This is a genomic window from Granulicella aggregans (assembly GCF_025685565.1).
GTDB lineage: Bacteria > Acidobacteriota > Terriglobia > Terriglobales > Acidobacteriaceae > Edaphobacter > Edaphobacter aggregans_B.
The window spans coordinates 882321-908958 of record NZ_JAGSYE010000001.1 but is presented as its reverse complement, the minus strand read 5'-3'; the positions used below and the strand labels follow the sequence as shown (position 1 = coordinate 908958).

The following is a 26638-nucleotide window of genomic DNA, read 5'->3' as shown; positions in this document are numbered from 1 at the left end:
TTGCAGAAGGGCAAATGTTCCACGTGGAACATTCACCGCGCTTCACCCCTCATGCGTCTGATTGCGGTCGAGCAGGGCGAGTTTCAAAGGGTCATCGCCAGGTTGAGAGAGCTCCTCCGCAAGAGAAAACCCGGGCAACGAAGGGATGGCGTGGTGGGCAGACATCATGATTGCCAGCCGTCTCGTGGCCCTCGTGGAGGCAGCCTTTACGGCCTCTTCCATGTTGTCGACGGCACGCAGGGCGACCACATCGAAGGAGCGCGGACCGGGCATCGCCTCCACCCGGTTGGCCCAGACCTCGGTCTTTAGCCCAAGGGTGCGGACGATTTCTCGCAGGAAGGTGGCCTTCTTGTTCTGCGACTCGGCGAGCGTGACCTGCGACTCAGGCCAGAGGAGTTGGATGGGGAGACCGGGAAAGCCAGCGCCAGAGCCGAAGTCCAGCAGGGTGACGCATTCGCCGAGATGCTGGGCGGCGAAGAGGCTCTCGCCGAAGTGGCGGCGGACGATCTCCTCCGGCTCGCGGATGGCGGTGAGGTTGGTGCGGGTGTTCCACTTCAACAGTAGATCCAGGTAAGTGGCGAGCTGCTCGTAGAGTGGAGTGGGCACGGTTGCGTCAGGAGCAAGGTAGGGGCGGACGAGTTCGGCGATACGGGTCGGGGTAAAGGTGAAAGCTGGCATCGAATCTCGAATCTGGCAGATGTTCCACGTGGAACACTACAGGGTTTGAACTGAATTTGCAGGATGTTCCACGTGGAACATTAGCGCGTTTTGACATTGAAACGGGGAGCTTGTGTTGATAATAAATGACTTATTGGCTCGGCTGCCCAGATGTTCCACGTGGAACATCTGCTCTGTCTTTCTCAATTGACTCCCAAACCGTCGTCCTGAGAGTAGCGAAAGATCGCGATGAACGTCCAGATTGACGGTGCCGTCGGGGAGTTTTCTGCCGCTCCATCTTGCAATGTTCCACGTGGAACATCTGTCACGTTCTGGCTTATCGCTTGGATTTGAGGGTGAAAGAATTGATACGGCATGGGTGATGCGAGCGTTCGGGATCCTTCGCTTCGCTCGGGATGACGGCTTCGGTTGGGCTAGTGCGGGGGAAACCCCAAATGTTCCACGTGGAACATTTGGGGTTTGGGGGATCAAGCCACAGAGGTGCGAATCGTGCGGGGAACCCATGCAGCGGCTTCGGCTACGAATCGCGAGAAGATGGCGCGGGAAGCGGCGCTGATCTCAGTTGAGCGCTCCGGGTGCCATTGCAGGCCGAGAACCCAGTGGGCGGTTGCGCCCTCTGTGGCCTGGCCGCCTTCGACGGCTTCGATGACGCCATCCTGAGGACAGCGGGCCACAACACGGAGGCCATCGCCGGGAATGCCGACGGCCTGATGGTGGCTGGAGTTGATAGGAAGGCGGAGAAAGTCGTCCTGCGGCGGTGCCTCATCGAATGCGAGCAGGCTGCCCAGCATCGACTCCGGCGCGACCATGGCAGTGTGCGCGATGGCGACTGAGCCGCCAGCAGCGTGGTTGACCGGCATGATGGTGAGGTCCTGAACCAGCGTACCGCCGCGCCATACGTTCAGGATCTGAACGCCAAAGCAGAGGGCGAGGATGGGCTTGTAGAGATTGTGGGCGTCCTGGATGAGGAGCTCATCCACATTCTCGCGCGCGTGGTCGGCGTCGGCGGTCGCTTCGATCCGGTCGTGGCCGTACTTCTGCGGATTGACGTCGGCTGGGCTGCCGGGAAGAAGGATCGCCTGGCAGGTGTTGATGAGGTCGGCGATCTCGGACGGCGTGAGCGTCAGGGAAACTTCTACGGGCTCGCCTCCGGCCTGCTGGACGGCGGCGGCGTACTGGGGCCAGGACTTCTGGTTGTACTCGAGATCAAAACTGGTGGGGACGGGGATGGCGATGCGGGTCTTGGTCATTGCTTAATCAGGCTTCCTTCGGAGTGGCGACCGGGCAAAAGACAAATGCGGGGGTCTTTCCACTACGCTACGCTTCGGTCGAGATGACGAATCTCTCTCCAATAGATTCTCACGCCGAGGCTACAGTAGCGGCTTTCGGTATTGATCGTACATGGCGGCGATGGCTTCGCGGACGCGGGCGGTGAGGGCGGCGGCGTCGCGGGTGGTGAGCCCGGTGGTGGGGATGGGATCACCGATGACGGCCAGCAGGGGTCGCGGGGTGAGGTGGTAGGTGTGGATCGGCAGCAACTCGTAGGTGCCGATGAGGGCGATGGGAACGACGGGCACGCCCGCTTTAATGGCCATGAAGGAGCCACCGGACATGAAGTCCTGAATCTGGCCGGTAGCGGCGCGACCGCCTTCGGGAAAGAGGACGAGTGGAGTGCCGCCTTTGAGCGTGGCAACGCCGCGGCCGAGGCTGGCGATCATGGAGCGGTTGTCCTTCGAGTCGACCGGAACCTGGCCTGAACGATTCAGGTACCAGCCGATGAAAGGGACCTTCCACAAACCCTGTTTGGCGAGGATGCGGAACTGGAAGGGCAGGGTCGCGAAGAGGACCGGGGTGTCGTAGTAACTGAGGTGGTTGGAGGCGTAGACGGCGGGGCCGGGTTTAATGCGCTCGAGGCCGACGGCTGTGACGGGAGAGAGGGCGATGCGGAGCAGGGAGCGGGCCCAAAGGTGGGCGACGAAGTGCTGCTGGCGGCCGGACTTGTCCCAGAGGCCGCAGACAAGCGAGATGCAGCCAAAGAAGGTCGTCGAGATCGCGACGAGGGGCGCGAGGATGACGTAGGTGATGAGCCGGAAGAGAAGGCCCGCTTGTGGCCGCGAGGTCACGCCGTGGCTTCCTCCGCGGCGGGTTCAAGGGCCAGGTCGCGGATGGCACCTACCAAGTAGACGGAGCCGGTGGCGATGATGAGGCCGCCGGGAGGCGTGATGGCGCGGGCCTGGGCGAGAGCTCCGGCAAGGTGCGGGGCGGCGTGGGCGGGGATGTCGAGAGCGTGCGCGGCGGCGAGGAGGTCTTCGACCTTGGCGGCGCGTGGGTTGGCGATGGGCGCGAGGAGGATGTGGTCTTTCTCGCGACCCTCGCCCTGGCTCGAGTCGAAGAGGGGAAAGAGGATGCGGGACATCTCGGTGAGGTCTTTGTCGCCGAGGCAACTGAAGAGGAGGGTGCGGGGCTGGTCTTCGGGAAGCCGGGCGATGGCGGCGCGGAGGGTCCACGCGCCGGCGGGGTTGTGGGCCACGTCGAGGAGGAGGTTTGGGGGTAAGAACTCGAGACGGCCGGGCCAGCGGGTGTTGCGGATTCCGGCTTCGATGGCGGGAACTTCTATTTTGTAACTTTTGGAGTTACCTATTTTCGAATTGTAACTTTTTTGGTTACGTAATGCGATTGCGGTGGCGATGGCCAGGGCGATGTTGCGCTGCTGGTGGTGGCCGGAGAGGGGCGAGTCGACTTCGAGCGGTTCGTTGTTGAGGGTGAGGGTGTAGTGGTTGCGGGGGAGAACCGTCTTAGTTCGTGGCTGAAAGGTTCTAACGGTCGTGGTGGCGTCGGGCCTCTCGGGGTCCTTCGCTTCGCTCAGGATGACGGCTTCCTCTTCTCCACGAGACATTTGTGGGAGTTGGGAAGGGATGAAGTCGGCGGCGCTGATGGCGATGAGGTTTAGGAGAGCGGCGGCTTCGCCGATGGCCTGGTTGGCTTCGGGGTGCTGGGGGAGGGTGATGAGGGTGCCGTTGGCGCGGAGGATGCCGGCCTTTTCGCGGGTGATCTCGGCGATGGTGTTGCCGAGGTACTCCTGGTGGTCGAGGGAGATGTCGGTGATGACGGAGAGGAGGGGCTCGACGACGTTGGTGGCGTCGAGACGGCCTCCGAGGCCTACTTCGAGGATCGCGATGTCGACGCGCTCTTCGGCGAAGTAGAGGAAGGCGAGCGCGGTGAGGACTTCGAAGAAGCTGGGGTGGTGGGGGAGTTTTTCTTCGGAGATTAAGGCTGCGGCGGTGTCGTCGACCTGGGAGAAGAGGCGGGCGAAGGTTTGGTCGGCGATCTCGAGGTGTACGTTGTGCGGTGTACGTTGAGCGTCGAGGATCTGGATGCGTTCGTTGACGCGGGAGAGGTGTGGGGAGGTGTAGAGGCCGGTCTTGTAGCCAGCGGCGGAGAGGATGCTCGCCAGGGTGGAGGCGGTGCTGCCCTTGCCGTTGGTGCCGGCGATGAGGACGCTGGGGAAGGTGTTTTGCGGGTCGCCGAGAGCGGCGCAGAGGGTGCGCATGTGGGCGAGGTCCCACTTGCGGCGCGGTGCGGGTGTGCCGTCAGGGAGCGGAGGCGCGGGGGCTAGCTCCTGACCGAGGGCGTAGAGCTGGTCGATCGCGTGAGTGTAGGCCTGGTCGGGAGTAGCGGTGTGGGACATGGGATTGATTTTAGCTTGGGCGCCTGACGGGACGAGGAAGCGGTGTACCTCCCATGTCTCAAAGGCGAGACATGGAGCACCCAGGATTTGGGCGGGAGCGGTTCGCGCTTCGCACGAATGTCCCACCCATCGCGAGAGACAAAGACGCGATGGATGGGGCACCCGTCTGGTGGCTCGGGCTAGGAGTTGCGGCGGACGCAGAGGTTGTCGATGGCGTAGTCGATGAAGCGCTGTTCGAGGCGGACGGGCTGGCCGAGGAAGCGGCTGGTGGCTACGATCTGGTCGACGATGAAGCGGGGTTGGAAGGCGGCCAGGGGAAGGCCCTTTTCGTCGCGGATCTTGTGGACGATGCAGTGGAACTGTTCGTCGTCGATCTGGATGCCGTGGGGTTCGAGTTGGTTGTCGAAGATGCGGCGGAAGAGCTTGAGGTCGGGAGCGCCGATCTCGATCTTATAGGGCAGGCGACGGAGGAAGGCCGGGTCCATGAGGTCTTCGGGCTCTAAGTTGGTCGAGAAGATGACGAGTTCGTCGAAGGGGACGGAGAAGCTCTTGCCGGTGTGTAGTTTGAGGTAGTCGACGGCGCTTTCTAGCGGGACGATCCAGCGGTTGAGGAGCTTGGTGGGGCTGACGAGCTGGCGTCCGAAGTCGTCGATGACGAAGCAGCCGCCGAGGACCTTCATGTGCAGCGGAGCTTCGTAGATGTGGGAGATGTGGTCGTAGGAGAGCTCGAGCATCTCGAGGGTGAGTTCGCCGCCGGCGACGACGAAGGGGCGGCGGCAGGGGATCCAGCGGAGGTCGTAGGCTTCCTTGCGGAGGAGCGATGGGCCGTCGCCGGCGTCGAGGTCGGAGGCGAGTGCGTTGGGGCCGGTGCCCGGAATGTGTGCGTGGATGCTTGGATCATAGAAGGTGATGATCTGGCCGTCGACGGTGACGGCGTAGGGGACGTAGATGACGTCGTTGAAGAGGCTGGCGAGGCGGAGGGCGGCTGAGGTCTTGCCGTTGCCGGGAGGGCCGTAGAGGAGCATGGCGCGGCCGGCGTTGAGGGCGGGGCCGACCTGTTCGACGATGAGGTTGTCGAACTGGAGATCGCGGAGAGCCTCGCGGACGCGGTCGATTGTGACGGTCTCGTTGGTGAGCTTCTGCAAGTTGACCTGGTAGGTGAAGTCTTCGAGGGAGACGGGTGCGGGGCCGATGTAGCGGAGCTGCTGGAGGGCGTCGAGGGTGTAGCGGCGGCCCTCGTCGGACATGGTGTAGCTCATCTCCATGGCGGTGTCGGTGGGGCGAAGGCCGCGGGCGAGGAGGAAGCGGCGTTCGACGGCGGTTTTGACGAGCTCCTTGACGAGGGTTGCAGGGAGCTTGATGGCGTCGACGAACTGGCGGACGGACTCGAGCTGATTCTGGTGAATGAGCTTGAGGAGGAGGGTGAGGAGTTCCTTGGAGTCGATGCCAGTGGAGTCGAGGTCGCGGGGCTCGGCGGGCATGCGGTTGAGGAAGGCTTCGAGGGCCTTGTGGGTGACGGCACCGAGGGCGACGAGGTGGTCGCCGAGGCGGCCGCCCTGGCGGGCCTGGAGCTGGAGCGCCTGCGCGATCTGGGTCGCGGTCACCAGCTTCGCGCGGACGAGCAGATCGCCTAGCCTCATTCGAACGCTGATGGTAGCCCCCTTGCGACGGACGTAGATGTCAGTCCGCAGCTAGTTGATGGTTGCATGGGGGAGGGTAATCGGAGGGGTGAAGGGGTGGGACGGGGGTGGGACGGGGAGTGACGCTTAGGTGGGATGTTGGAGAAGGGTGTGTGTCGCTCTCCGAGGCTAAAGCCACTCCTGGGAGGCGGTTTTTCCCTCGGGCTGAAGCCCGCCGCTCCTCCCTTTTCAATGAAGCCCCGTCATTCAGAAGTGCACTTGAGGGTTGGTGGCGGCACTCCCACATCTGGCGATGAAGCCTGCCAGATAGGGGGCACCCATCTGTCGCCAGGAGGTCGGTTAGGGCTTTGGGTCGGCGTGTTCGGTGATGGTGAGGATCTGGTCGGGCTTGATGTTGTGGAGGGTCTGGTGGATGCCGGTGGGCCAGCGGAGTTCGATGGTGTCGATGAGGGTGGCGTCGCCGAGGCCGAAGTGGACGCGCTTGTCGCTGGAGGAGTTGTAGCTGGTGGCGGTGGTGGCTTCGTTGTACTGGCTGCCTCGTGACGTGGTGATTTTTACCTGCGTGCCTAAGCCGTCGCGGTTGTCGCCACCCTTGCCATCGCGCACGCCTACCAGCTTGAGGATGATCCAGTGGTTGTGGGCTTCGGTGCGGTTCATCAGGAGTTCGGCGGGGCCGTTGAGGACGGTTACGGCTATGTCGATCTTGCCGTCGTTGTTGAAGTCACCAAAGGCTGCGCCGCGATGCGGGGCGGAGAGTTTGAAGGCTGGGCCGGCGCTGGCGCTTACGTCTTTGAAGGTCATGCTGCCCATACTCCCGACGTTGCGGAAGATGGCGTTGGGGAGTGGGTAGGGCTGGTGCTCGACGATGGCGGAGTTGTCGAGGATGGCGGCGTTGGCGGTGAAGATGTCCTTGAGGCCGTCGTTGTCGAAGTCGAAGGCACCGGTGCCCCAGCCCGTGAGCTTGACCGTTGAGAGGCTGATGCCGGAGGGGCTGGTGACGTCTTCGAACTGGCCGTCGCCGAGGTTGCGGTAGAGGGGGAAGGCGTCGCCGAACATGGCGGTGTGGAAGATGTCGGGGCGGCCGTCGTTGTCGAGGTCGCGGAAGTCCGCGCCCATGCCGGCGACGGTCTTGCCCATCTGGTTGTAGGCGACGCCGGCGGAGGTGGCCTGGTCGGTGAAGGTGCCGTCGCCGTTGTTGTGGAGGAGGAGGTTGGGGAAGGTGTCGTTGGAGACGAAGATGTCGGTGAAGCCGTCCCCGTCGTAGTCGGCGAAGGCCACGCCCATGCCTTTGCCGATGTAGCTGCCGACCCTCGATTCTTTGGAGACGTCGGTGAAGGTGCCGTCGCCGTTGTTGCGGTAGAGGATGTTGGGCAGGCCGGCGAAGTCGTCGGGTGAGCAGTAGGTGACGATCTTGTGGGTGCTGCAACTGGCGGCGGTCTTGAGGTCGTAGTTGAGGTAGTTGACGACGAAGAGGTCGAGTAGGCCGTCGTGGTTGTAGTCGATCCAGCCGGCGGTGACGGACCAGGCTTTGCCGATGCCGGGGATGATGCCGGTTACGCCTGCTTTGGTGGTGATGTCGGTGAAGGTGCCGTTGCCGTTGTTGTGGAGGAGCTGGTTGTGGTTGACGCCGGTGACGTAGAGGTCGGTGAAGCCGTCGTTGTCGAAGTCGGCGGCGGCGACGCCCATGGAGTAGCCGAGGCCACCGACGCCGGCCTTTTCGGTGACGTCGGTGAAGGTGCCGTCGCCGTTGTTGTGGAAGAGTCGGTTGAGGAAGGTGGGGTTGGACTTTTCGAGGGATGGGACGTCGGCGCCGTTGGTGAAGAAGAGGTCGAGGAGGCCGTCGTTGTCGTAGTCGAAGGCGGCGATGCCACCGGTCATGGTCTCGATGGAGTAGCGGTGGGGGCTGGTGCTGCTGTGGAGGGTGAAGGCGAGGTGGGATTCGGGGGCTGTGTTGGTGAAGGTGATTTTTTCCTGGGATAGGGCGGTGAGGGAGGCGGTGAGGAGGATGGCGGCTAGCCCACTCATCGCGGTGAGACTGCGATGAATGGGGCACGGAGTTGTGGCGATGAAGCTGCCAGATACGGGGCACCCAGTTTTGTGCCTGAACCAGGCTTTGTGCGGCTGCGGGAGGAATGCGGGGATTCTTCGCCTTCGGCTCAGAATGACGGGGTGTTTGGGGTTGGCCATGCAAGGGATAGGAGATGGTGGCCGTGGGTGTGGTGTCAAGGGGCTTCGCGCGGGAAAGCAGATTCCCTTCGGGAATGACAAACAACAGGAAGAAATCGGAGCCGCGAAAGGAATCGAAGACAAAGGTTTGTTTTGCCAAGGCTGCGGCTCAGCCGGTAGAGTGTTGAAGACCAAAAGGAAAGCCAGAATGTATCGAAGCAAACGTTTGTTCTCCGTGTTTTCTTGTGGCGTATCGCTTCTTGCGGCGGCTTTTGCCGTGACCACTGCGGGGCTCTATGCCCAGACCTCGAAGGCCCCGAGCGAGGCGGAGGTGAATCGTTTTGTCGATTCGCTGGTGAAGAAGATGACGCTGGCCGAGAAGATCGGGCAGATGGAGCAGACGGCTGGGCAGCCGATGTATACGCCTGCGGCGAAGGCTGAGGAGCTGGTGCGCACCGGCGGAACGGGGAGCTTTCTGTTCTTCACGGACCCGGTGCGGATCAATGAGCTGCAGAAGATTGCGGTGACGGAGTCGCGGCTGCATATCCCGCTGATCTTTGGCTATGACGTGATTCATGGGTTCAGGACGATTGCACCGATCCCGCTGGCGATGGCTTCGTCATGGGACCCGGCGCTGGTGACGCGGACGCAGGCGATGGCGGCGCAGGAGGCTCGGGCGGCGGGCATCGAGTGGGCGTTTGCGCCGATGGTGGACATTGCGCGGGATGCTCGGTGGGGACGGATCATGGAGGGCGCGGGCGAGGACCCGGTGCTGGGCGAGGCGATGGCGGCGGCGCAGGTGAAGGGGTTTCAGGGCGAGTACGTGGGGGCATCGGAACACATCCTGGTTTCGGTGAAGCACTTTGCGGGGTATGGCGGAGCAGTGGGTGGTCGCGACTATGACAGCGTTGATCTCTCCGAGGAACAGTTGCAGAATACGTACCTGCGGCCTTACAAGGCGGCGGTGGATGCGGGCGCGGCTACGGTGATGTCGGCGTACATGGATTTGAACGGGGTTCCGGCGACGGGCAACAAGTGGTTGCTGGACGATGTGCTGCGCAAGGAGTGGAAGTTCAAGGGCTTCGTGGTGAGCGACTGGGCGAGCGTGGAGAGCCTGAAGACGCATGGGTTCGCAGCAGACGCCGAGGACGCGGCGGTGCGGGCGGCGAATGCGGGCGTCAACATGGAGATGACGACCTCGAACTATCGCGACAACCTGGCGGACGCGGTGAAGAAGGGGCTGGTAAGCGAGGCGCAGATTACTGAGCTGGTGAAGCCTATTCTTGCGATGAAGTACCGGCTGGGATTGTTTGAACATCCTTATGCGGACATGGACCACTTCAAGGTGGTGACGGGATCGCCGGAGCAGCGGACGGCGGTGCGTGAGGCGGCGGAGCAGACGGCGGTGCTGCTGCGGAATGAAGGGAATGCGCTGCCGCTGAGTTCGGGGCTGAAGTCTGTCGCGGTGATTGGCCCGCTGGCGGATAGCAAGCTGGATACGCTGGGGTCTTGGGCGATCCATGGTGATCGTGAGAATGTGATCACCGTCGCGCAGGGAATTCGTGAGGCGCTGCCGGGAGCTACGGTGACGGCGGTGAAGGGTGTCGAGATTGAGCGTGGTTCAGCGACGATCTTCGATGAGCAGGTGCCACCTACGCCGGTGACGTTGACGACTCCGGAGGCGAAGGAGGCTGAGTTTCAGCGGGCGATTGCTGCCGCGAAGGGTGCGGACGTTGTGGTGATGGTGCTGGGCGAGGCGCAGACGATGAACGGCGAGCGGGCTTCAAGGGCAAGCCTGACGCTGCCGGGCGAGCAGGAACGGTTGCTGGAGGCCATCGTGGCTACGGGCAAGCCGGTGGTGCTGGTGTTGATGACGGGGCGGCCGCTCGATCTCAATTGGGCTTCGACGCATGTGCCGGCGATATTGAACGTCTGGTATCCGGGGTCGGAGGGTGGACATGCTGTGGCGAATTTGCTCTTTGGGAAGGCGAATCCGAGCGGGCATCTGACGGTGAGCTGGCCTCGCGCGGCGGGGCAGGAGCCTCTGTTTTATAACCGCTATCTGACGCAGATTCCGGATGATGTTGCCGGGCGGTACTGGGATATGCCGAGCACTCCGCTGTATGTGTTTGGGTATGGGTTGAGTTATTCGAAGTTTGAAGTGAGCGATTTGAAAGTGGCTTCGGGGACGGTTGCGAGCGATGGGACTTTGAAGGTTAGTGTGACTTTGAAGAATGCTTCGGATGTTGCTGGGGCTGAGGTGGTGCAGCTCTATACGCATCAGCGGGCGGGGAGTGCATCTCGACCGGTGCGGGAGTTGAAGGCGTTTACCAAGGTGACGCTAGGAGCGAACGAGACGAAGACCGTGGAGCTTGCGGTGAAGGCGGAGGAGCTTTCGTTCTGGAGTCCGGCTACGCATAAGAGGGCGCTGGAGCCGGGGGCGTTTGATGTTTGGGTAGGGACGGATTCCGAGGCGAAGCTGCATGGGGAGTTTTCGGTGAGGTAGGGGTTGACCTCGCCGGGGCTGAAGCCCCCTTTGTTGGTGATGGTGGTTTACCGCGGGCTGAAGCCCGCTGCTACTCCTCTTATTCGTGGGGCGTTGGGATCGCTGCTGCCTGTGAGTTTGTGGCGGACCCACCCATGGCCAAAGGCTTGCCATGGGTGGGGCACCCGAATTTGTGGCGGCATTCCCACATCTGGCGATGAGGCTGCCAGATATGGGGCACCCGGCACCCGAATTTGTGGCGGCATTCCCACATCTGGCGATGAGGCTGCCAGATATGGGGCACCCGGCACCCGAATTTGTGGCTGAAAACTTTGGGCGGTTGTGGGGATGTGGGTCGCGTGGCGGGTCCTTCGACTGCGTCTCTTGCGGTGAAGCTGCAAGAGACTTCGCTCAGGATGACGGCTTCCTTTTTTCTGCTTTAGTTGAGGGAAAGTAAAAATGCGGGGGTCTCTCCACTACGCCGTGCGGTAAAGCTGCACGGCTCCGGTCGAGATGACGACTTCTCTGGGGTGACGAGCAGGGCGCTAGGGCTTTGCGGATTTTTTGCGGAGGGTTGAGCCAGCCTTGGCGACAGCTTTGGAAGTCGATTCGCGGACGATGAGTTCGGGTTCGATCTTTACCAGGCTTTCGGTGTGTTCGCCGCGGAGTTTCTTGAGCAGGAGGGTGGCGGCCTGGTGGCCCATCTGGGCCAGGGGCTGGCGAATGGTGGTGAGCGACGGGACGTAGAAAGAGGCGCTCTGGATGTCGTCGAAGCCTACGACGGAGACCTGGTTGGGGACGTTGAGGCCGGCGTCGTGGAGGGCGCGGATGCAGCCGATGGCGGAGACATCATTGAAGCAGAGGACGGCGGTGAAGTCGCGCTGGCGCATGAGCACCTGGGCTACGGCGGGGTAGCCTAGCTCCGGAGTGTTGACGTCGCGCTCGAGGCGGATGATGTGGCTTTCGGGGATCTTGAGGCCGAGGAGTTTGGCGACGCGGACGGTGGCTCGCCAGCGGCTGTTGGAGTCCGAGCTGAAGGCCGCGCCGCGCATGTAGAGGATCTTGCGGTGGCCGTTGCGGACGAGGTGGCCTAGGGCGAGCTCGGCGGCGCGGTCATGGTCGAGCAGGATGTTGGTGGTGCCGGGGATGACCTTGTGGCTGGCGACGGTGACGGTGGGAATGTCGAAGGCGTCTTCAAGGTGGGTGTCGATGGTGAGGATGCCCTCGACGCCGCGCTGGCGGAGGAGGCGCGGGTATTCCTCGACGAGGTCCTTGCGGTGCCGGTGATGGGCGGTGAAGAAGAAGTAGCCTTCGCGCATGAAGACGTCGGCTGCGCCGTTGAGAACCTGGGCGTGGTAGCCCTCGCCGAGTTCGGGAAGGAGGATGCCGATGGTTTGGGATTTCTTGCCCTGGAGAAGGCGGGCGACCATGCTGGGCTCGTACTTGAAGTGGCGGGCGGCCTCGCGGACGCGCTCGCGGGTGACCTCCGGGATGGACCGGTTGGGCGCGTTGTTGAGCACGAAGGAGACGGTCGCGGGCGACAGGTTGAGGTGCTCGGCAAGCATTTTTAGGCTTACGGGCTTGCTTTGGCCTTGTGGGGTTCGGGGCATGGTGGTTGATGACACTGTATAGGGTTTCGGGGGGTGGGGGCCAATGGGAGGGATGAGACGGGCTCCACTCATTGCGATAAGTCTGCGATGAATGGGCCACACGGTTTCGGTGTATCCCACATCTGGCGGTGAGGCTGCCAGATATGGTGTACCCGGTTTGGTGGCTGAAAGGTTCTAGCGGTATGGGTGACGTGGGGTCGCTCGGGGTCCTTCGACTGCGGCACCCGCGATGAAGCTGCGGGTGCCTTCGCTCAGGATGACGGCAAAGACAAAAGCGGATTCCCTTCGGGAATGACAAACAAAAGGGCGGACAAGGGGCTGTGCCAGCAGAGGTGCCGGGCTACCAGACGAAGGTAGCGGTCTCTCCGGCGGTGATGGTGGTGGAGAAAGTGCTCGGGCCGGATTCGACCTTGATGGGCTTCGATTCCTTTGTGTTGTTGGCTACCAGGAGGACGTGCTTTCCGTCGGGTCGGCGCCAGGCTACGTTGCTGAGGCTGGACTCGGGCTTCGCGGACTCGTCTTCGCTGGAGGCGATGCGGGTGGAGCCTGGCGGGACGAACTTCGAGGCGTGGGCGATGGTGTAGAGCGCGATGTTGCGACTGACCTTGTCGCCCTCGATGGTGATGGCTCCCTGGCAGACGGGGCAGCCGCCGTCGTCGGTGTGCGGGCCGAAGTGCTCGTCGGCTGCCAGGTTCCAGAGGAGGACGGTGCGGCTCCAGTTGCGCATGGCTCCGATCACAACGCGGGCGACGGGGTCGGAGACGGGGCGCTGTTTGCCTTCGTGGATCTCTTCGATGACCATCTGTTCGGTGAAGTAGAGGCTCTTGTCGGGGAAGGCGTTGTGGACTTCAGTCAGGGCGGAGATCTCGCCTTCGTAGAGATGGAAGCCGGAGCCGGCGGCGTACTGCGCGGCCTTGGGGTCTTTGAGGATGGTGATGGGGTAGTCGGGGTGGTTGCAGTTGTGGTCGAAGAGGACGACCTTGGTCTTGAGGCCGGCCTGCTTCAGGGCCGGGCCGAGGGCGTCGCGGAGGAAGGCGCCTTCCTGGTCGGCTTCGAAGACGAGGCTGGGGGTGTTCTTGGGGTTCAGGGGCTCGTTCTGCATGGTGATGGCGTCGATGGGGATGCCGTGGGCCTGCATGCCCCTGATGTAGCGGACGAGGTACGCGGCGTAGGTGCCGTAGAACTCCGGCTTGAGGGTGCCACCCTTGACGGCGTCGTTGGTCTTCATCCAGGCGGGCGCGGTCCAGGGCGAGGCGAGGATGTGCAGGTTCGGGGCGATGCTGAGGACCTCTTTCATTACGGGGATGACGTCTTTTTCGTCCTCGGCGAGGGTGAAGTGGTCGAGGGCGGGGTCGGTCTGGGTCTGGCCCGGGGGGAGATCGTCGTAGGTGTAGACGTGGTCGTTCATGTCGGACGCGCCGATGCTGAGGCGGAGATAGCTGATGCCCATGCTGTCCTTGTCGGAACGGAAGAGTTCGTGGAGGAGCTTGCGGCGGGCGGAGGGGCTCATGTGGTGGATGAGCTGGGCGCTGCCGCCGGTCATGGCGAAGCCGAAGCCTTCGATGGGCTGCATGGGTTTGGTGTCGTCTACAACGATCGTGGTAGCGGTTGCGTCTGGCGCTACGGATTTTGCGAGGCGCTGGTGGGTGAGGAGCTGGGACCGGTCGGCGTTGGTGCGCCAGACGTCTACGTGCTGGGCGTGCAGTGTGAGCGGGGCGAGCGCGAGGGCGAGGCAGATGGCGGACAAGACTGCTGGGCGAAGTCGCATGGTGAACCTTTATAGCGCGTTTTGCGAAGGGACCGGGAGAGTCTGGGCCGCTCGAAGTTCTGGTTGGATCGCCGTCGCGATGGGAAAGTCGCGGACGTAAACGATTTTGTTAGGCAGCGCAAAGATAAACCTTTGTCTTGGGGAGATTCAAGCGTGTCGTGATGGTGACTCCATCAAAAGGTGGAGCTTGACAGTTGTATCTCGAATCGGCTTGAATGTGTCTCGCAACTCACAAGATAAACGTTTGTTTCGGCCGGTGGTCTTCGCGGACGGCGGAACCAACCGGCAAGTAGCATTTCGGAGGATTCAAGATGACGTATTTCATGAGGCGAATCGCACTGGCAGCAGCTCTGTGCGCGCCCTTATCTCTATCTGTGGCTCATGGCCAGGCGGTGAACGCGGGCGATATCCGCGGAACCGCTACCGACGACAGCGGCGCGTTGATTCCCGGCGTAACGGTAACGGTGACGAACCTCGCGACTGGCGTGGTGAAGACGTTGACGACTAACAAGGACGGACTGTTCGATACGTCCTCGATCGTCGCGGGCACCTACAGCATCAAGTTTGAGAAGCCGGGCTTCCAGAGCTTCGAGCGCAGCAGCGTCACGATCAATGTTGGGTTCTCGACGATCAATGCGACGATGAAGGTCGGATCGGTGAACCAGGAGGTCGTGGTTACGACCGACATTCCGTTGCTGGCGACCGAGAATGGTGAGCAATCGACGACGTTCGAAGCGAAGGACATGTCGCAGCTGCCGAACGTGGGCGGCGGAACGGGACCGGACTGGCAGAACTTCGTGATCCTGCTGCCGGGCAGCGCGGGAACTCCGCAGCAGTCGAATGGCGGATCGAACCCTGGACAGGTAGCGGCGATCAACGGCAACCTGCCTTACAGCAACGTGCTGGCTGACGGTGTTTCGACGACGCTTTCGCACAGCGCGAACTCGGACGTGAACACGTTCGAGACGGTGGCTGAGCTTCAGGTGAATACCTCGGCGTTTTCTGCGCAGTACGGCATTGGCGGCGTGGTGTTCAACCAGATCAGCAAGGGTGGAACGAACAAGTTCCATGGCACGGCGTATGAGTATCTTCAGAACGATGCGTTGAACGCGGCGCAGTATGGCTTCAACGGCAACCCCGGGATCCCGTTCCTTCGCTACAACGACTTTGGCGGTTCGATCGGCGGCCCGGTGCTGATTCCGCACTTCTTCAATGGTCACGATAAGGCGTTCTTCTATTTCAACTACGACCAGATTGTGAATCACGGTTCGGCGAGCAACTCGACGCAGACGATTCCGACCGAGGCGGTGAAGGCTGGAGACTTCAGTGGGCAGCACCTGCTCTACGATCCGACCACGCAGACGATCGCGCATGACGCCCTTGGAAACCCCTATCCGGTTCGCCAGACGTTCCAGAGCGAGTACGGCAGCAACGAGATCCCGGATGCGCTCTTCGACAAGGTGTCGGCAGCCTTCCAGAAGCTTTACCCGACCCCCACAAACCATATCGCGGGTGGCAAGTTCCTGGCTGGCCAACTGAACGGCTCCGGACTTCTGCAGAACAACTGGTACTCGAGCCTTCCGCAGTCCACGCCCTACAAGCGCTACTTCGGACGGTTCGACTACAACATCAATGCTTCGCACCGGCTTTCGATGACGGACCAGCAGCGCGATACACCCGTCATTTATCCGAACTCGGTCTCGGCTTGCCCGGTCGGCTGCCAGAGCGGCGATGTGGACAGCAACACAGCGCAGATCACCGAAGTCTGGACGATCAGCCCGAATGTCGTCAACGAGGTCCGTTTCGGCTACACGTACCAAGGCAATTTTTTCGCTGACCTCACGCTCGGCAAGGGATACCCTGCACAGCTTGGCTGGCAGTTCGCGAAGGCGGATAGCCTGCCGGCGGTACAGTTCAACGGCTCCTATCCGTACGCGTGGATCAACCCAAGCTCGAACGCAGTCTACAAGGAGCACGTCTTCGATCCTTCTGACGTGGTCACGCTGATCAAGGGCAAGCATGTGCTGCACTTCGGCGGCGAGTTCCTGATGTACGAGGACAACTCGACGGCTTGGGGCAACACGAATGCCGGCACCCTGCAGTTCAATGGGTCGTTTACCCGCAACTGGACGCTGAACGCGAACGGTGTCGCTGCGCCGGATTCCTCAACGGGTCTGGACTACGCGGACTTCCTTCTGGGTGCGGCGGACAACTGGTATGCAAGCGTATCGCCTGAGTACGCAGGACGCTTGAAGAGCCCGCAGGTCTTCGTCCAGGACGACTACAAGGTGCGTCCGAACCTGACCATCAACGTTGGCCTGCGCTACCAGATTCGTCATGGCTGGGGTGAGACGCACGGCAACATGGCAACGTTCGATCCGACTGTAACCAACCCGGCAAACGGCACGCTCGGAGCGTTCTGGTATGGGTCGACGCATGCGAACGGAAGGACGCAACTGCAGGCGAACGAGTACAAGACGTTCCTGCCGCGCGTAGGCTTCTCGTGGCTGCCTCACCCGACGACGACGATCCGCGGTGGCTTCGGCATGTACGCCTATAACCTGAGTCTCGATACTTATGGTTCGGGCATGGGTGCGGAGATCAGCGCTTCGGGTGGAGTCGCCGACCAGACCAATGGCATTACGCCGATCACCTACTTCGGTGGGACCGGCACGAATGCTCAGACTGGGGCGGCGCTTCCCTACTCGGCTGCGTCGACCGATCCTGCACGTTTCAATGGGCAGGGTGTCAGTGCGAACCCGTATCACACGCCTACCCCACGGATCTTCCAGTACAACCTCTCCATGCAGAACGCTATTGGGTCGAATATGGTCTTCGAGATGGCCTATGTTGGAAGCCATGCGCAGAACCTGAACTACCCAACTGACATCAACGCGGTTCCTCTCAATCACTTGAGCTCGAACGATACGGCGTTCCGGCCGTATCCGCTCTTCCAGGGGATCAGCACCAGTTCGAACGACGGCATCTCGAATTACAACTCGTTGCAGGTCTCGGTCAGCCGTCGGCTTTCGCATGGGTTGAGCTTCGACTCGAACTACACATGGGCTCATTTCACTGACTCCGTGGACTCTTCGAGCTGGGGTAGCCGCTCAGGTGCCCAGACCTACCAGATTGCCAACGACGCCGCCGCGAACTACAGCAACTCGAACTTCGACATCCACAATGCGTTCAAGAATCGGCTGGTCTATCAGCTTCCCTTCGGTCGCGGACGCCAGTTCATGAACAAGAGCTGGATACTCGACGAGGCGCTTGGCGGCTGGCAGGTGACGACGACAAACATCATCCAGAGCGGGAACCCGTTCAGCGTTGCTGTGAGTGGCAATGACCTTACCTTTCAACAGACGAGTAGTACGCAGTTTCCCAACTACACCGGCGCTCCCCTGTATGTGAATGGAAAGAACCACACGGTGTGGTTCAATGCGGCAGCGTTCAGTCTCCCGGCGCCGGGAACATTCGGCAACGTGCGGCGCAACGCTCTCTATGGACCTGGAGTGGACCTGACCAACCTGTCTATCGGCAAGACCTTCGACATACACGAAGGTGTCAAATTGCAGATTCGCGCCGATGCTACCAATGCCTTCAACCATGCAAACTTCGGTTTGCCTGGTGGCGGAACCTACAACCTGACGGCCTTCTCCATCAAGAATGCTGATGGAAGCGTCACGAACCAACAGCCGGGGCAGGCCTACCGCACTGCTGATAACACGAACCAGATCACCAGCACGACGAACGGTGGACGTGGGATGCAGGTGGCGGCGCACCTGGAGTTTTAAGGCGTAACTACCCAACGTGCAATCGGCGGCCTCGGTCGCCGATTGCATTTTTTTGCTCGCTTGAACTGCCTTGTGTCGCTGGGGACAGTTCGGGAGATGGCGCTCTATAGTGAAGCTTGTTATGAACCGTGTATTTGGCTATCTCGCTGTAGGTGGGTGTCTGTGGGTGATGCCTTGGAGCGTATTGTCCGCGCAGACGGTTGGGGCTGGCCCCACTCATCGCGATACTGCTGCGATAAATGGGGCACAAAGTCCGCAAGATGGGGCACAGGATTCGGCTCCGAGTGCGGATGTGGCGGAGCATGAGCGGAAGGCAAGGGAGTATCTGCAGCAGCGGAAGCCGGAGCTGGCGCGGAAGGAGTTTGCCGTCGTGGCGGAGGCGGAGCCGGGGAACCTGGATGCTCAGGCGAACCTAGGTGTGCTGCTTTACTTCGATGGGCAGTATCAAGAGGCGATACCGCACTTGAAGGCGGCGGTGGCGTTGGCTCCCCAGCAGGCGAAGCTGCAGGCGTTGCTGGGGTTCAGTGAGCGGCGGGCGGGGGATGTGGCTGCGGCTCGGAGTGACCTGGCTGCGGCGCTGCCGGGGTTGACCGAAGACAAGGTTCGCAAGCAGGCGGGGCTGGAGCTGGTGGAGATGGATACGGCGGCGAATGATCTGCCTGCCGCCGCCGCTGCGGTTGCGCAGTTGAAGGCGGCGATGCCTGCCGATGCGGAGGTGCTGTATGCGGCTTATCGCGTGTATACGGACCTTGCGGGTGAGGCGCTGCTGGACCTGTCGCTGGCGGGGCCGGAGAGCGCGCAGATGCACCAGGCGATTGCGCATGAGCTGGTGAAGGCGAGAGACAATGCGGCGGCGGTTACGAATCTGCGAGCGGCGGTGAAGATCGATCCGCATCTGCCGGGAGCGCACTTTGAGCTGGCGGAGTTGCTGGCGGCATCGAGTGCTCCTGCAGAGAAGGCCGAGGCGCAGGGCGAGTATGAGCTGGCGTTGAAGGACAATCCGCGGGACGACAAGACGATGACTCGGCTGGGGGATCTTGCGGCGGATAAGGGCGATCATGCGGGCGCGATGAAGCGCTACAAGGAGGCGCTGGCTTTGCAGCCGGAGAACGCGGATGCGGCGATTGGGCTGGCGCATGAGCTGGTGGATGAGGAGCAGCTGGAGGCGGCGCTACCGCTGCTCGAAGGTGTCGTCAAGAGCGATCCGACGAACATGCTGGCGCACTATCGGCTGGCGGCGCTGTATCGGAGGCTGCACCGGACGGAGGATGCGAAGCGGGAGATTGTGGACTACCAGAAGCTGAAGGCGACTCGGGAGAAGCTGCGCGGGGTTTATGGGGCGCTGAGAAGTGGGTCGGGCGGTGGTGACTTGAAGGACTCCGACTTGAAGAGCGATGCGCCGAAGAACTGAGTGGGTGAGGGTGTGCGGGGTGATGCTGCTGGCGGCATTGTCGATGCGATGTCCGCGGGCGCAGGTGAAGGCGAACGAGGCTGCGGCGATGACGGACATTACGGCTTCGACGGGGATTCGGTTCAACCATCTATCGAGCCCAGAGGCGAAGTACATTGTGGAGTCGATGAGCGGGGGCGTGGCGCTGCTTGACTTCGATGGGGATGGGTGGCTGGATATCTACTTCACGAACGCTCCCAGTGTGGCGATGGCGCAGGTGGGTAAGGGCGCGAGAAGTGCGCTGTATCGCAACAACCACGATGGGACGTTTACGGATGTGAGTGAGAAGGCGGGTGTGGCGGCTCCGTGCTGGGCGATGGGCGCGGCGGTGGGGGACATCGATAACGATGGCTGGCCGGACTTGGCAGTGAGCTGCTTTGGCGGGGTGGTGCTTTATCGGAACAACCGTGATGGGACGTTTACGGATGTGACGAAGAAGGCTGGGCTCGATGTAGACAAGGGATGGGCTACGGGCGTGGCGTTTGGGGACTATGACGGCGATGGGCTTGTAGATCTGTTCGTGCCGCACTATGTGGATCTTGATCTGGAGCATCTGCCCACGTTTGGGTCGCAGAAGACTTGCATGTATCACGAGGTCGCGGTGCAGTGCGGGCCGCGTGGATTGAAGGGAGCTCCGGACACGCTGTATCGGAACACTGGGGATGGGACGTTTACCGAGGTGAGCGTGGCGGCGGGGGTGAATGATCCGCAACACTTCTTTGGGATGCAGGCGGTGTGGTCGGACTTCGATGGGGATGGAAAGCTCGATCTCTTTGTGGCGAACGATGGCGAGCCGAACTTTCTGTATCACAACGAAGGTGGGGGTAAGTTCAAGGAGATTGGAGCGGACGCGGGCGTTGCGCTGAGTGAGAACGGCCAGGAGCAGGCCAACATGGGTGTCGCGCTGGGGGACTATACGAGGACGGGGCGGGAGAGTATCGCGATCACGCACTTCAGCGAAGACTATGCGGTGTTGTATCGGAACGAGGGTGGGATGAACTTTACCGATGTGGCGCACAGCGCTGGGATTGCGAAGGCTACGTTGCCGGATGTGGGGTGGGGAGATGCGTTTCTGGATACGGCGAATCGCGGGCTGCTCGATCTGATCGTGGCGAATGGGCATGTGTATCCGCAGGTGGACAACGCGAAGCTGGCGACTTCGTACAAGGAGCCGAAGCTGCTGTTCTGGAACAACGGGGATGGGACGTTTCGGGATGTGAGCTCGGAGAGTGCGGCGCTCGAAATGCGGCAGGTGAGCCGCGGGCTGGCGGTGGGGGACCTGTTCAACACGGGACGGTTGAATGTCGTGGTCGAGAACCTTACCGGGCAGCCGATGGTGTTGCAGACGAATCCCCCGAAGGGGAACCACTGGGTGAGTTTTCAGCTTGAAGGGACGAAGTCGAACCGGCTGGCTTTGAATGCAACGGTGACGGTGAGGACGGGAAAGGTGTCGCAGATGGCGGAGGTGTTGAGTGGGGGGAGTTATCTGTCGCAGAGCGATTTGAGGCTGCACTTTGGGATGGGGGATGTGGGCGTGATGGATGGAGTCACGGTGAAGTGGCCGGATGGGTTGGAGCAGAGGTTTGAGCATGTGGTGGGGGATAGGTTTTATCGGTTGAAGGAGGGTGGGGAGTTGCGGTGAGGTCTGTGACGGTTTGGATGAGCGTATGGGTTGAAAGGTTCGAGCGGTATGGGTGAGGTGTAGTCCCTCGGGGTCCTTCGCTTCGCTCAGGATGACGGCAAGAGCAAAGACAACAGCGGGGATTCTTCGCTTCGCTCAGAATGACGGAGTTTGGGTTGTGGGGGGACGATGGGGCGGCTGGTTGCGTCCCGTCTATACATCAGGTCGGAAATCATACAAAGGAACAATGTTCATGATTAGGTCGAACTCTCGTTTTATGTATCGTGCTGCCGCAATGGCTGGCGTTGTGATCGGTCTTGCTCCGATGGCTGGTGCACAGAAGGCTCCGGACTTTGGGTCACATGTGTTTGTCTTCAGGCCTGAGATGCCGACGGCGGAGATGCAGTCGAAGATTGATGCGGTGTATGCCGAGCAGCAGCATAGCGAGTTCGGCAAGGGGCGATATGCGTTCCTGCTGATGCCCGGTGAGTACAAGCTGAATGTGCCGGTGGGGTTCTATACGCAGGTGGCGGGGCTGGGTGGGACGCCGGATGCGGTGCATCTTACGGGAAGCCTGTACTCGGATGCGGCGGAGAAGAATAACAATGCGACGACTACTTTCTGGAGGTCGGCGGAGGGGATTCACGTGACGCCGGAGAGTGGGACGGTGCGATGGGCGGTCTCGCAGGCGGTGTCGTTCCGGAGGATGCATGTGAGCGGGGACATGGTGCTGCACCAGAAGGGCGGGTGGGCCAGCGGCGGATGGATGTCGGACACGATGGTGGATGGGAATGTGGACTCGGGGCCGCAGCAGCAGTGGATCTCGCGGAACTCGGAGTGGAAGAGCTGGACGGGATCGAACTGGAACATGGTGTTTGTAGGCGTGCCGCAGGCTCCGGCGGGAGAGTGGCCCAAGCCTGCGTATACGAAGGTCGCGGAGACCCCGGTGGTGCGGGAGAAGCCGTTCCTGGTGAGCGACGGGCATGGGCGATGGGCGGTGCGGGTGCCGGCGCTGGCGCGAAACTCGAGCGGGGTGAGCTGGAAGGGCGGCGCGACGGCGGGGCGGGATGTGCCGATGGCTGCGTTCTATATTGCACATCCGGAGAGTGATACGGCGGCGACGATGAATGCGGCGCTGCGTTCGGGGAAGCATCTGCTGCTGACGCCGGGGACGTATGACCTGGACGAGCCGATCCAGGTGGAGCGCAAGGATGCGATCGTCCTGGGACTGGGGTTTGCGACGCTGCGGCCTACACACGGGACTGAGGCGATGGTGGTTGCCGATAGCGACGGGATCATCGTGAGCGGGATCTTGTTCGATGCGGGCGAGATGATCTCGCCTTCGCTGCTGCGGGTGGGTGAGACGCATGGGTCTCGGACGCATCGGGATGACCCAATCTCGCTGAGCGACGTCTTCTTTCGTGATGGCGGGGCGGGGATTGGGAAGACGAAGTCGAACCTGGTGATCGAGAGCAACGACGTGCTGGTGGATCATACGTGGATCTGGCGGGCAGACCATGGGGCTGGAGTTGGCTGGACGAAGAACCTGAGCGACAACGGGCTGACGGTGGATGGCGACGATGTGACGATCTACGGATTGTTTGTGGAGCATCACCAGAAGTTCGAGGTGGTGTGGAACGGGGAGCGCGGGCGGACTTATTTCTATCAGTCTGAGATCGCGTATGACGCGCCGAGCCAGCCGGAGTGGACGAGCGCGAAGGGGGTGAACGGATGGGCGTCGTACAAGGTGGGGGATGGGGTGCGCGAGCACGAGGCGTGGGGGCTGGGTGTGTATAGCGTCTTCCGTTATCCGAACGTGGTGTTGAGCCGAGCGATCGAGGTGCCGGAGGTGCCTGGGGTGAGGTTTCATCACATGGTGACGGTGGCGCTCGATGACAAGGGGGAGATCACGCACATCATCAATGGGGCCGGGGACGCGGCTACGACAAAGCAGCCCAGGGTTGATCCGAGACTGACTGAGTTTCCGGTGAGGTAGAGCGGTTCGTGCTTCGCACGAAGGCCCACCTTATCGACGAAGAAGCTGTCGCGAAGGTGGGGGCACCCGGATGGTGTGGATAGGGATGACTAGTCTTTCCGTGATCGGGCACCCGGAATGGTGGGCGGGTGCCGGGTTGGTAGGCTGCCGGCTGCGTTGCGACGTTGCTGGGATTTGATCGGGTCAACACGTTTGATGAATCTTCCTTGAATCTTTGGCGGCGCAACCTCTGCGTAACATTCTCGGACTACGACTTATCGAGCGGACCTAACACGTTTGTACCGTGACCTTCCGCTCCAACGCCAAGAACCTATCCGGATCTTCGAGAGAAGAGCAGTTTCAGAACCACCCGCGAACCAAGGAGAAATCTATGAAGCACAGTCTCTGGTCCAAGGCGTGCGCTGCGTTTGCCATCAGCGCGCTTGTACAGTCCCCCTACGGAGTGGCGCAACAGAACCTAAGCGCAGCCGCTACAATTCCGCAGCTTCCCGTCTCCAGCCAGAGCAAGCAGAGCGGGATGGTAGAGATCGGACCTCGTTCGAGCGCAGCCGTCTCCAGCCAGATTCTGAGCGTGGACTCAGTCCCGGGCATGGATGACGCGACGCGTCTTGCTTTGCTGCAGAAGAAGATCAAGTACGTGTTCGTCCTGTTCCAGGAGAACCGGTCGTTTGACTTTTACTTTGGGACGTTTCCCGGAGCGCACGGTCTTTTCTCTGCTCGCGCGCAGGATACGGCCGGGTTCAACCAGCCGATCGTGCTGACCGACGGTTCGGTGGGAAAGATCTCGCCGTACAAGATTCCTCAGTCGGTGACTGCGACCGGCGGCAAGACGGTTCTGTTGTACCCCGAGGATGTGGACTCGGTAAACCACGCGCACACGGCGATTGACGCGAAGCTGGACCTGGATGCGAACCATGTTGCCAAGAATGACCGGTATGCGGTTACGGAAGAGGGTCTGAAGGGAACGCTGAGCGCCGATGGCACGACCTACACCGGACCGGCTCCGACGGAGCAGCAGGTACAGAAGGGCGAGCTGGTGATGGGCCACGTGGACTGCGATACGGCTCCCTTCCTGTGGAACTACGCGGACCGCTTCACGCTGTTCGACAACTTCTTCGACACGGTGATTGGACCTTCGACCCCGAATGCGATCGCGATGATCGCGGGACAGTCGGGTGAGACGCAGTGGGTGAAGCACCCTGAGCTGGCGAGCAACGTGACCACAACGAACGCACAGCTTCCGGTAACGGCCGACCCTCAGCCCTTCTGGGGATCGTCGCTGGACTTCCTGACTCCTCCGAGCGAGAAGCAGCCTGTCGACAACCCCGGCGGCGTGAGCTCGAACCCGGCGTCGAACCTGACGTTTGCGACCCTGCCGCTGAGCTTCATGGGCAAGGACGTGCAGATTGCGACCTCGTTCGACAACGATCCAACCTTCGACCTGCAGGATGTGCAGCAGGACATCACGAAGATCGCTGGCGAACAGAATGCGCCTGTTTTCTGGGGCTGGTTCCAGGAAGGCTACAACCACGAGCCGACCGACCCGAAGGGGACGATCACGAACTCGGACTACATCGCTCACCACAACGCTCCGCAGTACTTCGGCTACGTGGCGAACAACCCGCATGAGAGCCAGCGCCACCTGAAGGGCCTGGGCGACTTCTACACGGCGTTGAAGTACAACCAGCTTCCTTATGGCGGCGTGTTCTACGTTCGCGGCGGCTACGGAAATCTCGATGGTCTGACTCCGCGTTCGCCCAGCCCGGCTGTTGAAGCGGCGTTCAAGGGCAACGACGACCACCCGGGTTACTCGGACACGCAGATCAGCGAGTCGCTGCTGGCGGACTCGATCAACGCGATTGCGAGCAGCAAGTACTGGCCGGAGAGCGCGATCATCATCACGTATGACGAGACGGATGGTCTGTTCGACCACACGAAGCCGACGATCCGCAGCTGGGACCCGCTGGGCAACGCTCTCGACCAGGGTCCGCGCATTCCGGCGATCGTGATCAGCCCCTACGCGAAGGCGCATGCGATCTCGCACGAGCCGAGTGAGCACGGATCGATCATCCGGTTTATCGATGCGTTGTTCAACCTGACCCCGCTGGCCGACCTGCCGGACGAGGCCGAGGCACGGCTGAAGGGCAAGCAGACGCTGGACCAGAAGTACCTTGGACCCTCGGACGGAACGGGCGCGAACGCTACGCCGTATGTTGGCAATCTGTTCACGGCGTTCGACGACGCTCGTCTGCAGGGTATCGCTCCTCCGCTGCCGGCTTCGTACGCGCTGATTCCGCAGGCGCAGGTAACGACGCTGCCTCACGTTGGAGCGCAGGGTTGCCGCGCGCTTCAGATCACGCCTACGGATGTGGTGGGTGGCGTTGTGATCGACCCGGCTCCGGCAGACTTCAACCCGCGCCCGAGCACGAACCCTGGCCTGCCTACTTCGGGGACATGGCCGACGAACTAACGGTGGTTTGATTGGCGGGGGAGGCTTTGACGGCTCCCCCGACTTTGCCCTCAGCGGCTAAAGCCGCGTTTCTTTCGGAATCTATGCGGCGCGGCTGAAGCCGTGCCCCTAACAAGACCGCAGAGCTTTTAACGAACGAAGCGTGTCCCAACCTGATGTAACCGAGACTGATTTCAATCTAATGCGCCTGTTACTCGCTTCCCTGTTGCTTGCTTCGTCGATTTCGACGGTCGTCTTTGCTGAGTCCCCGACACTGGCCAAGGTGCGTGCCGCAAACTCTCTGAACTGCGGCGTGGACTTTGAAGAGGTGGAGTATTCGACCGCCGATGCGCATGGAAATCACTCGCGGTTCGACCTCGACCTTTGCAAGGCTGTGGCTGTGGCGGTGCTGGGGCCGGGAGCGCACTTTACCGCAGTTCCCTATCGCGCTGAGGCGGATGCGCTGAAGGGGTTGAAGGCGGGCGAGATCGATGTGCTGGCGACGGGATCTGCGAACTACTTGAATACATCGAGTGGAACGTTTGCCTTCTCGAAGCCGGTGTTCTACGACTTTCAGGGCTTCCTGGTGAATAAGTCGATGAACATTCACTCCGCCAAGGACTTTGCGGGGAAGAAGGTCTGCTTCATCGGCGGGACCGAGATCGAGGACCAGGTGCAGGCGTTCATGAAGCGCGAGGGGATCAAGTGGCTTCCCTTCTCTTTCCAGGAAGAGGGCGAGATGGAAGCGGCGTTTGTGACAGGCAACTGCGCGGCGATCACGGCGGATGTGTCGCAGCTTGGGTTCGAGCGGATCGCGTACAAAGGGTTCGCGGCAAAGTGCGAGATCCTGCCGGATGTGGTGGCGAACGACCCGCTGGCGCTGACGACCCGCTCGGGAGATGCGCAGTGGTCGGCGATTGTGGATTGGGTGGCGAATGGGTTGGTCCTGGCGGAACAGTCCGGGGTGACGCAGGCGAACGTGTTGGCGATGAAGAAGAGCTCGGATGACCTGGTGGTGATGCGGCTGCTGGGATCGCAGAAGGGGTATGGGCAGTTCCTGGGGTTGGACGATGCCTGGGCGGCGCATGTGATCGAGGCGGTGGGGAACTACGGGGAGCTGTTCGACCGGACGCTGGGGGCGGGGTCGCCGATGCGGTTGGAGCGTGGGGCGAATAGTTTGTCTACGCGAGGTGGGTTGATGGTGGGGGAGCCGATTCGGTAAGTCGTTTGGGATTGTGGCTAGTCCCACTCATCGCGTGATACAAAGGCGCGATGAATGGGGCACAGGTTTGG

The 26638-nt window shown here is 61.6% G+C and carries 15 protein-coding genes; 7 read left to right on the top strand and 8 right to left on the bottom strand.

Annotation, left to right across the window (positions count from 1 at the left end):
• Nucleotides 1-42: 42 nt before the first annotated feature.
• The 6 genes from rsmG to OHL18_RS03750 all read right to left on the bottom strand — a co-directional run bounded on the left by rsmG (nt 43) and on the right by OHL18_RS03750 (nt 8031).
• Nucleotides 43-678, bottom strand: coding sequence for a 16S rRNA (guanine(527)-N(7))-methyltransferase RsmG (gene rsmG, locus OHL18_RS03775; protein ID WP_263373494.1), 636 nt, complete (start codon nt 676-678; stop codon nt 43-45).
• Nucleotides 679-1145: 467 nt separating this feature from the next.
• Nucleotides 1146-1928, bottom strand: a complete 783-nt coding sequence (locus OHL18_RS03770; protein ID WP_263373493.1) for a gamma-glutamyl-gamma-aminobutyrate hydrolase family protein — start codon at nt 1926-1928, stop codon at nt 1146-1148.
• Between the two features lie 120 nt (nt 1929-2048).
• Nucleotides 2049-2801, bottom strand: a complete 753-nt coding sequence (locus OHL18_RS03765; RefSeq protein WP_263373492.1) for a lysophospholipid acyltransferase family protein — start codon at nt 2799-2801, stop codon at nt 2049-2051.
• Nucleotides 2798-4366 (bottom strand): bifunctional folylpolyglutamate synthase/dihydrofolate synthase, encoded by a 1569-nt coding sequence (locus OHL18_RS03760; protein ID WP_263373491.1) that lies wholly within the window; start codon nt 4364-4366, stop codon nt 2798-2800. Before OHL18_RS03760 ends, OHL18_RS03765 begins: the two co-directional genes overlap by 4 nt.
• A gap of 179 nt (nt 4367-4545) precedes the next feature.
• On the bottom strand, nt 4546-6006 hold the full coding sequence (locus OHL18_RS03755) for a P-loop NTPase family protein (protein ID WP_263373490.1): 1461 nt from the start codon (nt 6004-6006) through the stop codon (nt 4546-4548).
• A 339-nt stretch (nt 6007-6345) separates the two neighbouring features.
• Entirely contained in the window at nt 6346-8031 is a 1686-nt protein-coding gene (locus OHL18_RS03750) for a CRTAC1 family protein (protein ID WP_263373489.1), read from the bottom strand.
• A gap of 418 nt (nt 8032-8449) precedes the next feature.
• On the opposite strand from OHL18_RS03750, the gene bglX reads away from it, so the two are divergent.
• Nucleotides 8450-10678: a beta-glucosidase BglX gene (gene bglX, locus OHL18_RS03745; protein ID WP_263373488.1), complete on the top strand. Its 2229-nt coding sequence runs from the start codon at nt 8450-8452 to the stop codon at nt 10676-10678.
• A 524-nt stretch (nt 10679-11202) separates the two neighbouring features.
• Here bglX and OHL18_RS03740 read toward each other — a convergent pair.
• Both OHL18_RS03740 and OHL18_RS03735 read right to left on the bottom strand, forming a co-directional pair.
• Nucleotides 11203-12222 carry a LacI family DNA-binding transcriptional regulator gene (locus tag OHL18_RS03740; protein WP_263373487.1) on the bottom strand — a complete coding sequence of 340 codons (1020 nt, stop codon included), beginning with the start codon at nt 12220-12222 and terminating at the stop codon, nt 11203-11205.
• A 385-nt stretch (nt 12223-12607) separates the two neighbouring features.
• A complete protein-coding gene (locus OHL18_RS03735; RefSeq protein ID WP_263373486.1) occupies nt 12608-14035 on the bottom strand; it encodes a glycoside hydrolase family 30 protein in 1428 nt (475 codons plus the stop codon).
• Nucleotides 14036-14358: 323 nt separating this feature from the next.
• On the opposite strand from OHL18_RS03735, the gene OHL18_RS03730 reads away from it, so the two are divergent.
• The 6 genes from OHL18_RS03730 (at nt 14359) to OHL18_RS03705 (ending at nt 26567) form a co-directional block, all read left to right on the top strand.
• A complete protein-coding gene (locus tag OHL18_RS03730) occupies nt 14359-17829 on the top strand; it encodes a TonB-dependent receptor (protein WP_263373485.1) in 3471 nt (1156 codons plus the stop codon).
• Nucleotides 17830-17950: 121 nt separating this feature from the next.
• Entirely contained in the window at nt 17951-19240 is a 1290-nt protein-coding gene (locus OHL18_RS03725) for a tetratricopeptide repeat protein (protein ID WP_263373484.1), read from the top strand.
• The gene (locus OHL18_RS03720) at nt 19224-20921 is read left to right on the top strand and encodes an FG-GAP-like repeat-containing protein (RefSeq protein WP_263373483.1); all 1698 of its coding nucleotides are present in this window, start codon (nt 19224-19226) and stop codon (nt 20919-20921) included. The genes OHL18_RS03725 and OHL18_RS03720 overlap by 17 nt, the downstream gene beginning before the upstream one ends.
• Before the next feature lie 256 nt (nt 20922-21177).
• Nucleotides 21178-22896 carry a coagulation factor 5/8 type domain-containing protein gene (locus tag OHL18_RS03715; protein ID WP_263373482.1) on the top strand — a complete coding sequence of 573 codons (1719 nt, stop codon included), beginning with the start codon at nt 21178-21180 and terminating at the stop codon, nt 22894-22896.
• A 370-nt stretch (nt 22897-23266) separates the two neighbouring features.
• Nucleotides 23267-25366, top strand: a complete 2100-nt coding sequence (locus tag OHL18_RS03710; protein WP_263373481.1) for a phospholipase C — start codon at nt 23267-23269, stop codon at nt 25364-25366.
• 181 nt (nt 25367-25547) lie between these two features.
• The gene (locus tag OHL18_RS03705) at nt 25548-26567 is read left to right on the top strand and encodes a transporter substrate-binding domain-containing protein (RefSeq protein WP_263373480.1); all 1020 of its coding nucleotides are present in this window, start codon (nt 25548-25550) and stop codon (nt 26565-26567) included.
• Nucleotides 26568-26638: the final 71 nt, after the last annotated feature.

Bases quoted from the DNA above. Each gene is read 5' to 3' on its own strand.
- OHL18_RS03715 (WP_263373482.1), top strand. From the start codon at position 21,178: ATGTATCGTGCTGCCGCAATGGCTGGCGTTGTGATCGGTCTTGCTCCG.
- OHL18_RS03720 (WP_263373483.1), top strand. From the start codon at position 19,224: ATGCGCCGAAGAACTGAGTGGGTGAGGGTGTGCGGGGTGATGCTGCTG.
- OHL18_RS03770 (WP_263373493.1), bottom strand. From the start codon at position 1,928: ATGACCAAGACCCGCATCGCCATCCCCGTCCCCACCAGTTTTGATCTC.
- OHL18_RS03730 (WP_263373485.1), top strand. From the start codon at position 14,359: ATGAGGCGAATCGCACTGGCAGCAGCTCTGTGCGCGCCCTTATCTCTA.
- OHL18_RS03750 (WP_263373489.1), bottom strand. From the start codon at position 8,031: ATGAGTGGGCTAGCCGCCATCCTCCTCACCGCCTCCCTCACCGCCCTA.
- OHL18_RS03735 (WP_263373486.1), bottom strand. From the start codon at position 14,035: ATGCGACTTCGCCCAGCAGTCTTGTCCGCCATCTGCCTCGCCCTCGCG.
- OHL18_RS03755 (WP_263373490.1), bottom strand. From the start codon at position 6,006: ATGAGGCTAGGCGATCTGCTCGTCCGCGCGAAGCTGGTGACCGCGACC.
- OHL18_RS03740 (WP_263373487.1), bottom strand. From the start codon at position 12,222: ATGCTTGCCGAGCACCTCAACCTGTCGCCCGCGACCGTCTCCTTCGTG.
- OHL18_RS03760 (WP_263373491.1), bottom strand. From the start codon at position 4,366: ATGTCCCACACCGCTACTCCCGACCAGGCCTACACTCACGCGATCGAC.
- OHL18_RS03705 (WP_263373480.1), top strand. From the start codon at position 25,548: ATGCGCCTGTTACTCGCTTCCCTGTTGCTTGCTTCGTCGATTTCGACG.
- rsmG (WP_263373494.1), bottom strand. From the start codon at position 678: ATGCCAGCTTTCACCTTTACCCCGACCCGTATCGCCGAACTCGTCCGC.
- OHL18_RS03710 (WP_263373481.1), top strand. From the start codon at position 23,267: ATGAAGCACAGTCTCTGGTCCAAGGCGTGCGCTGCGTTTGCCATCAGC.
- OHL18_RS03725 (WP_263373484.1), top strand. From the start codon at position 17,951: ATGAACCGTGTATTTGGCTATCTCGCTGTAGGTGGGTGTCTGTGGGTG.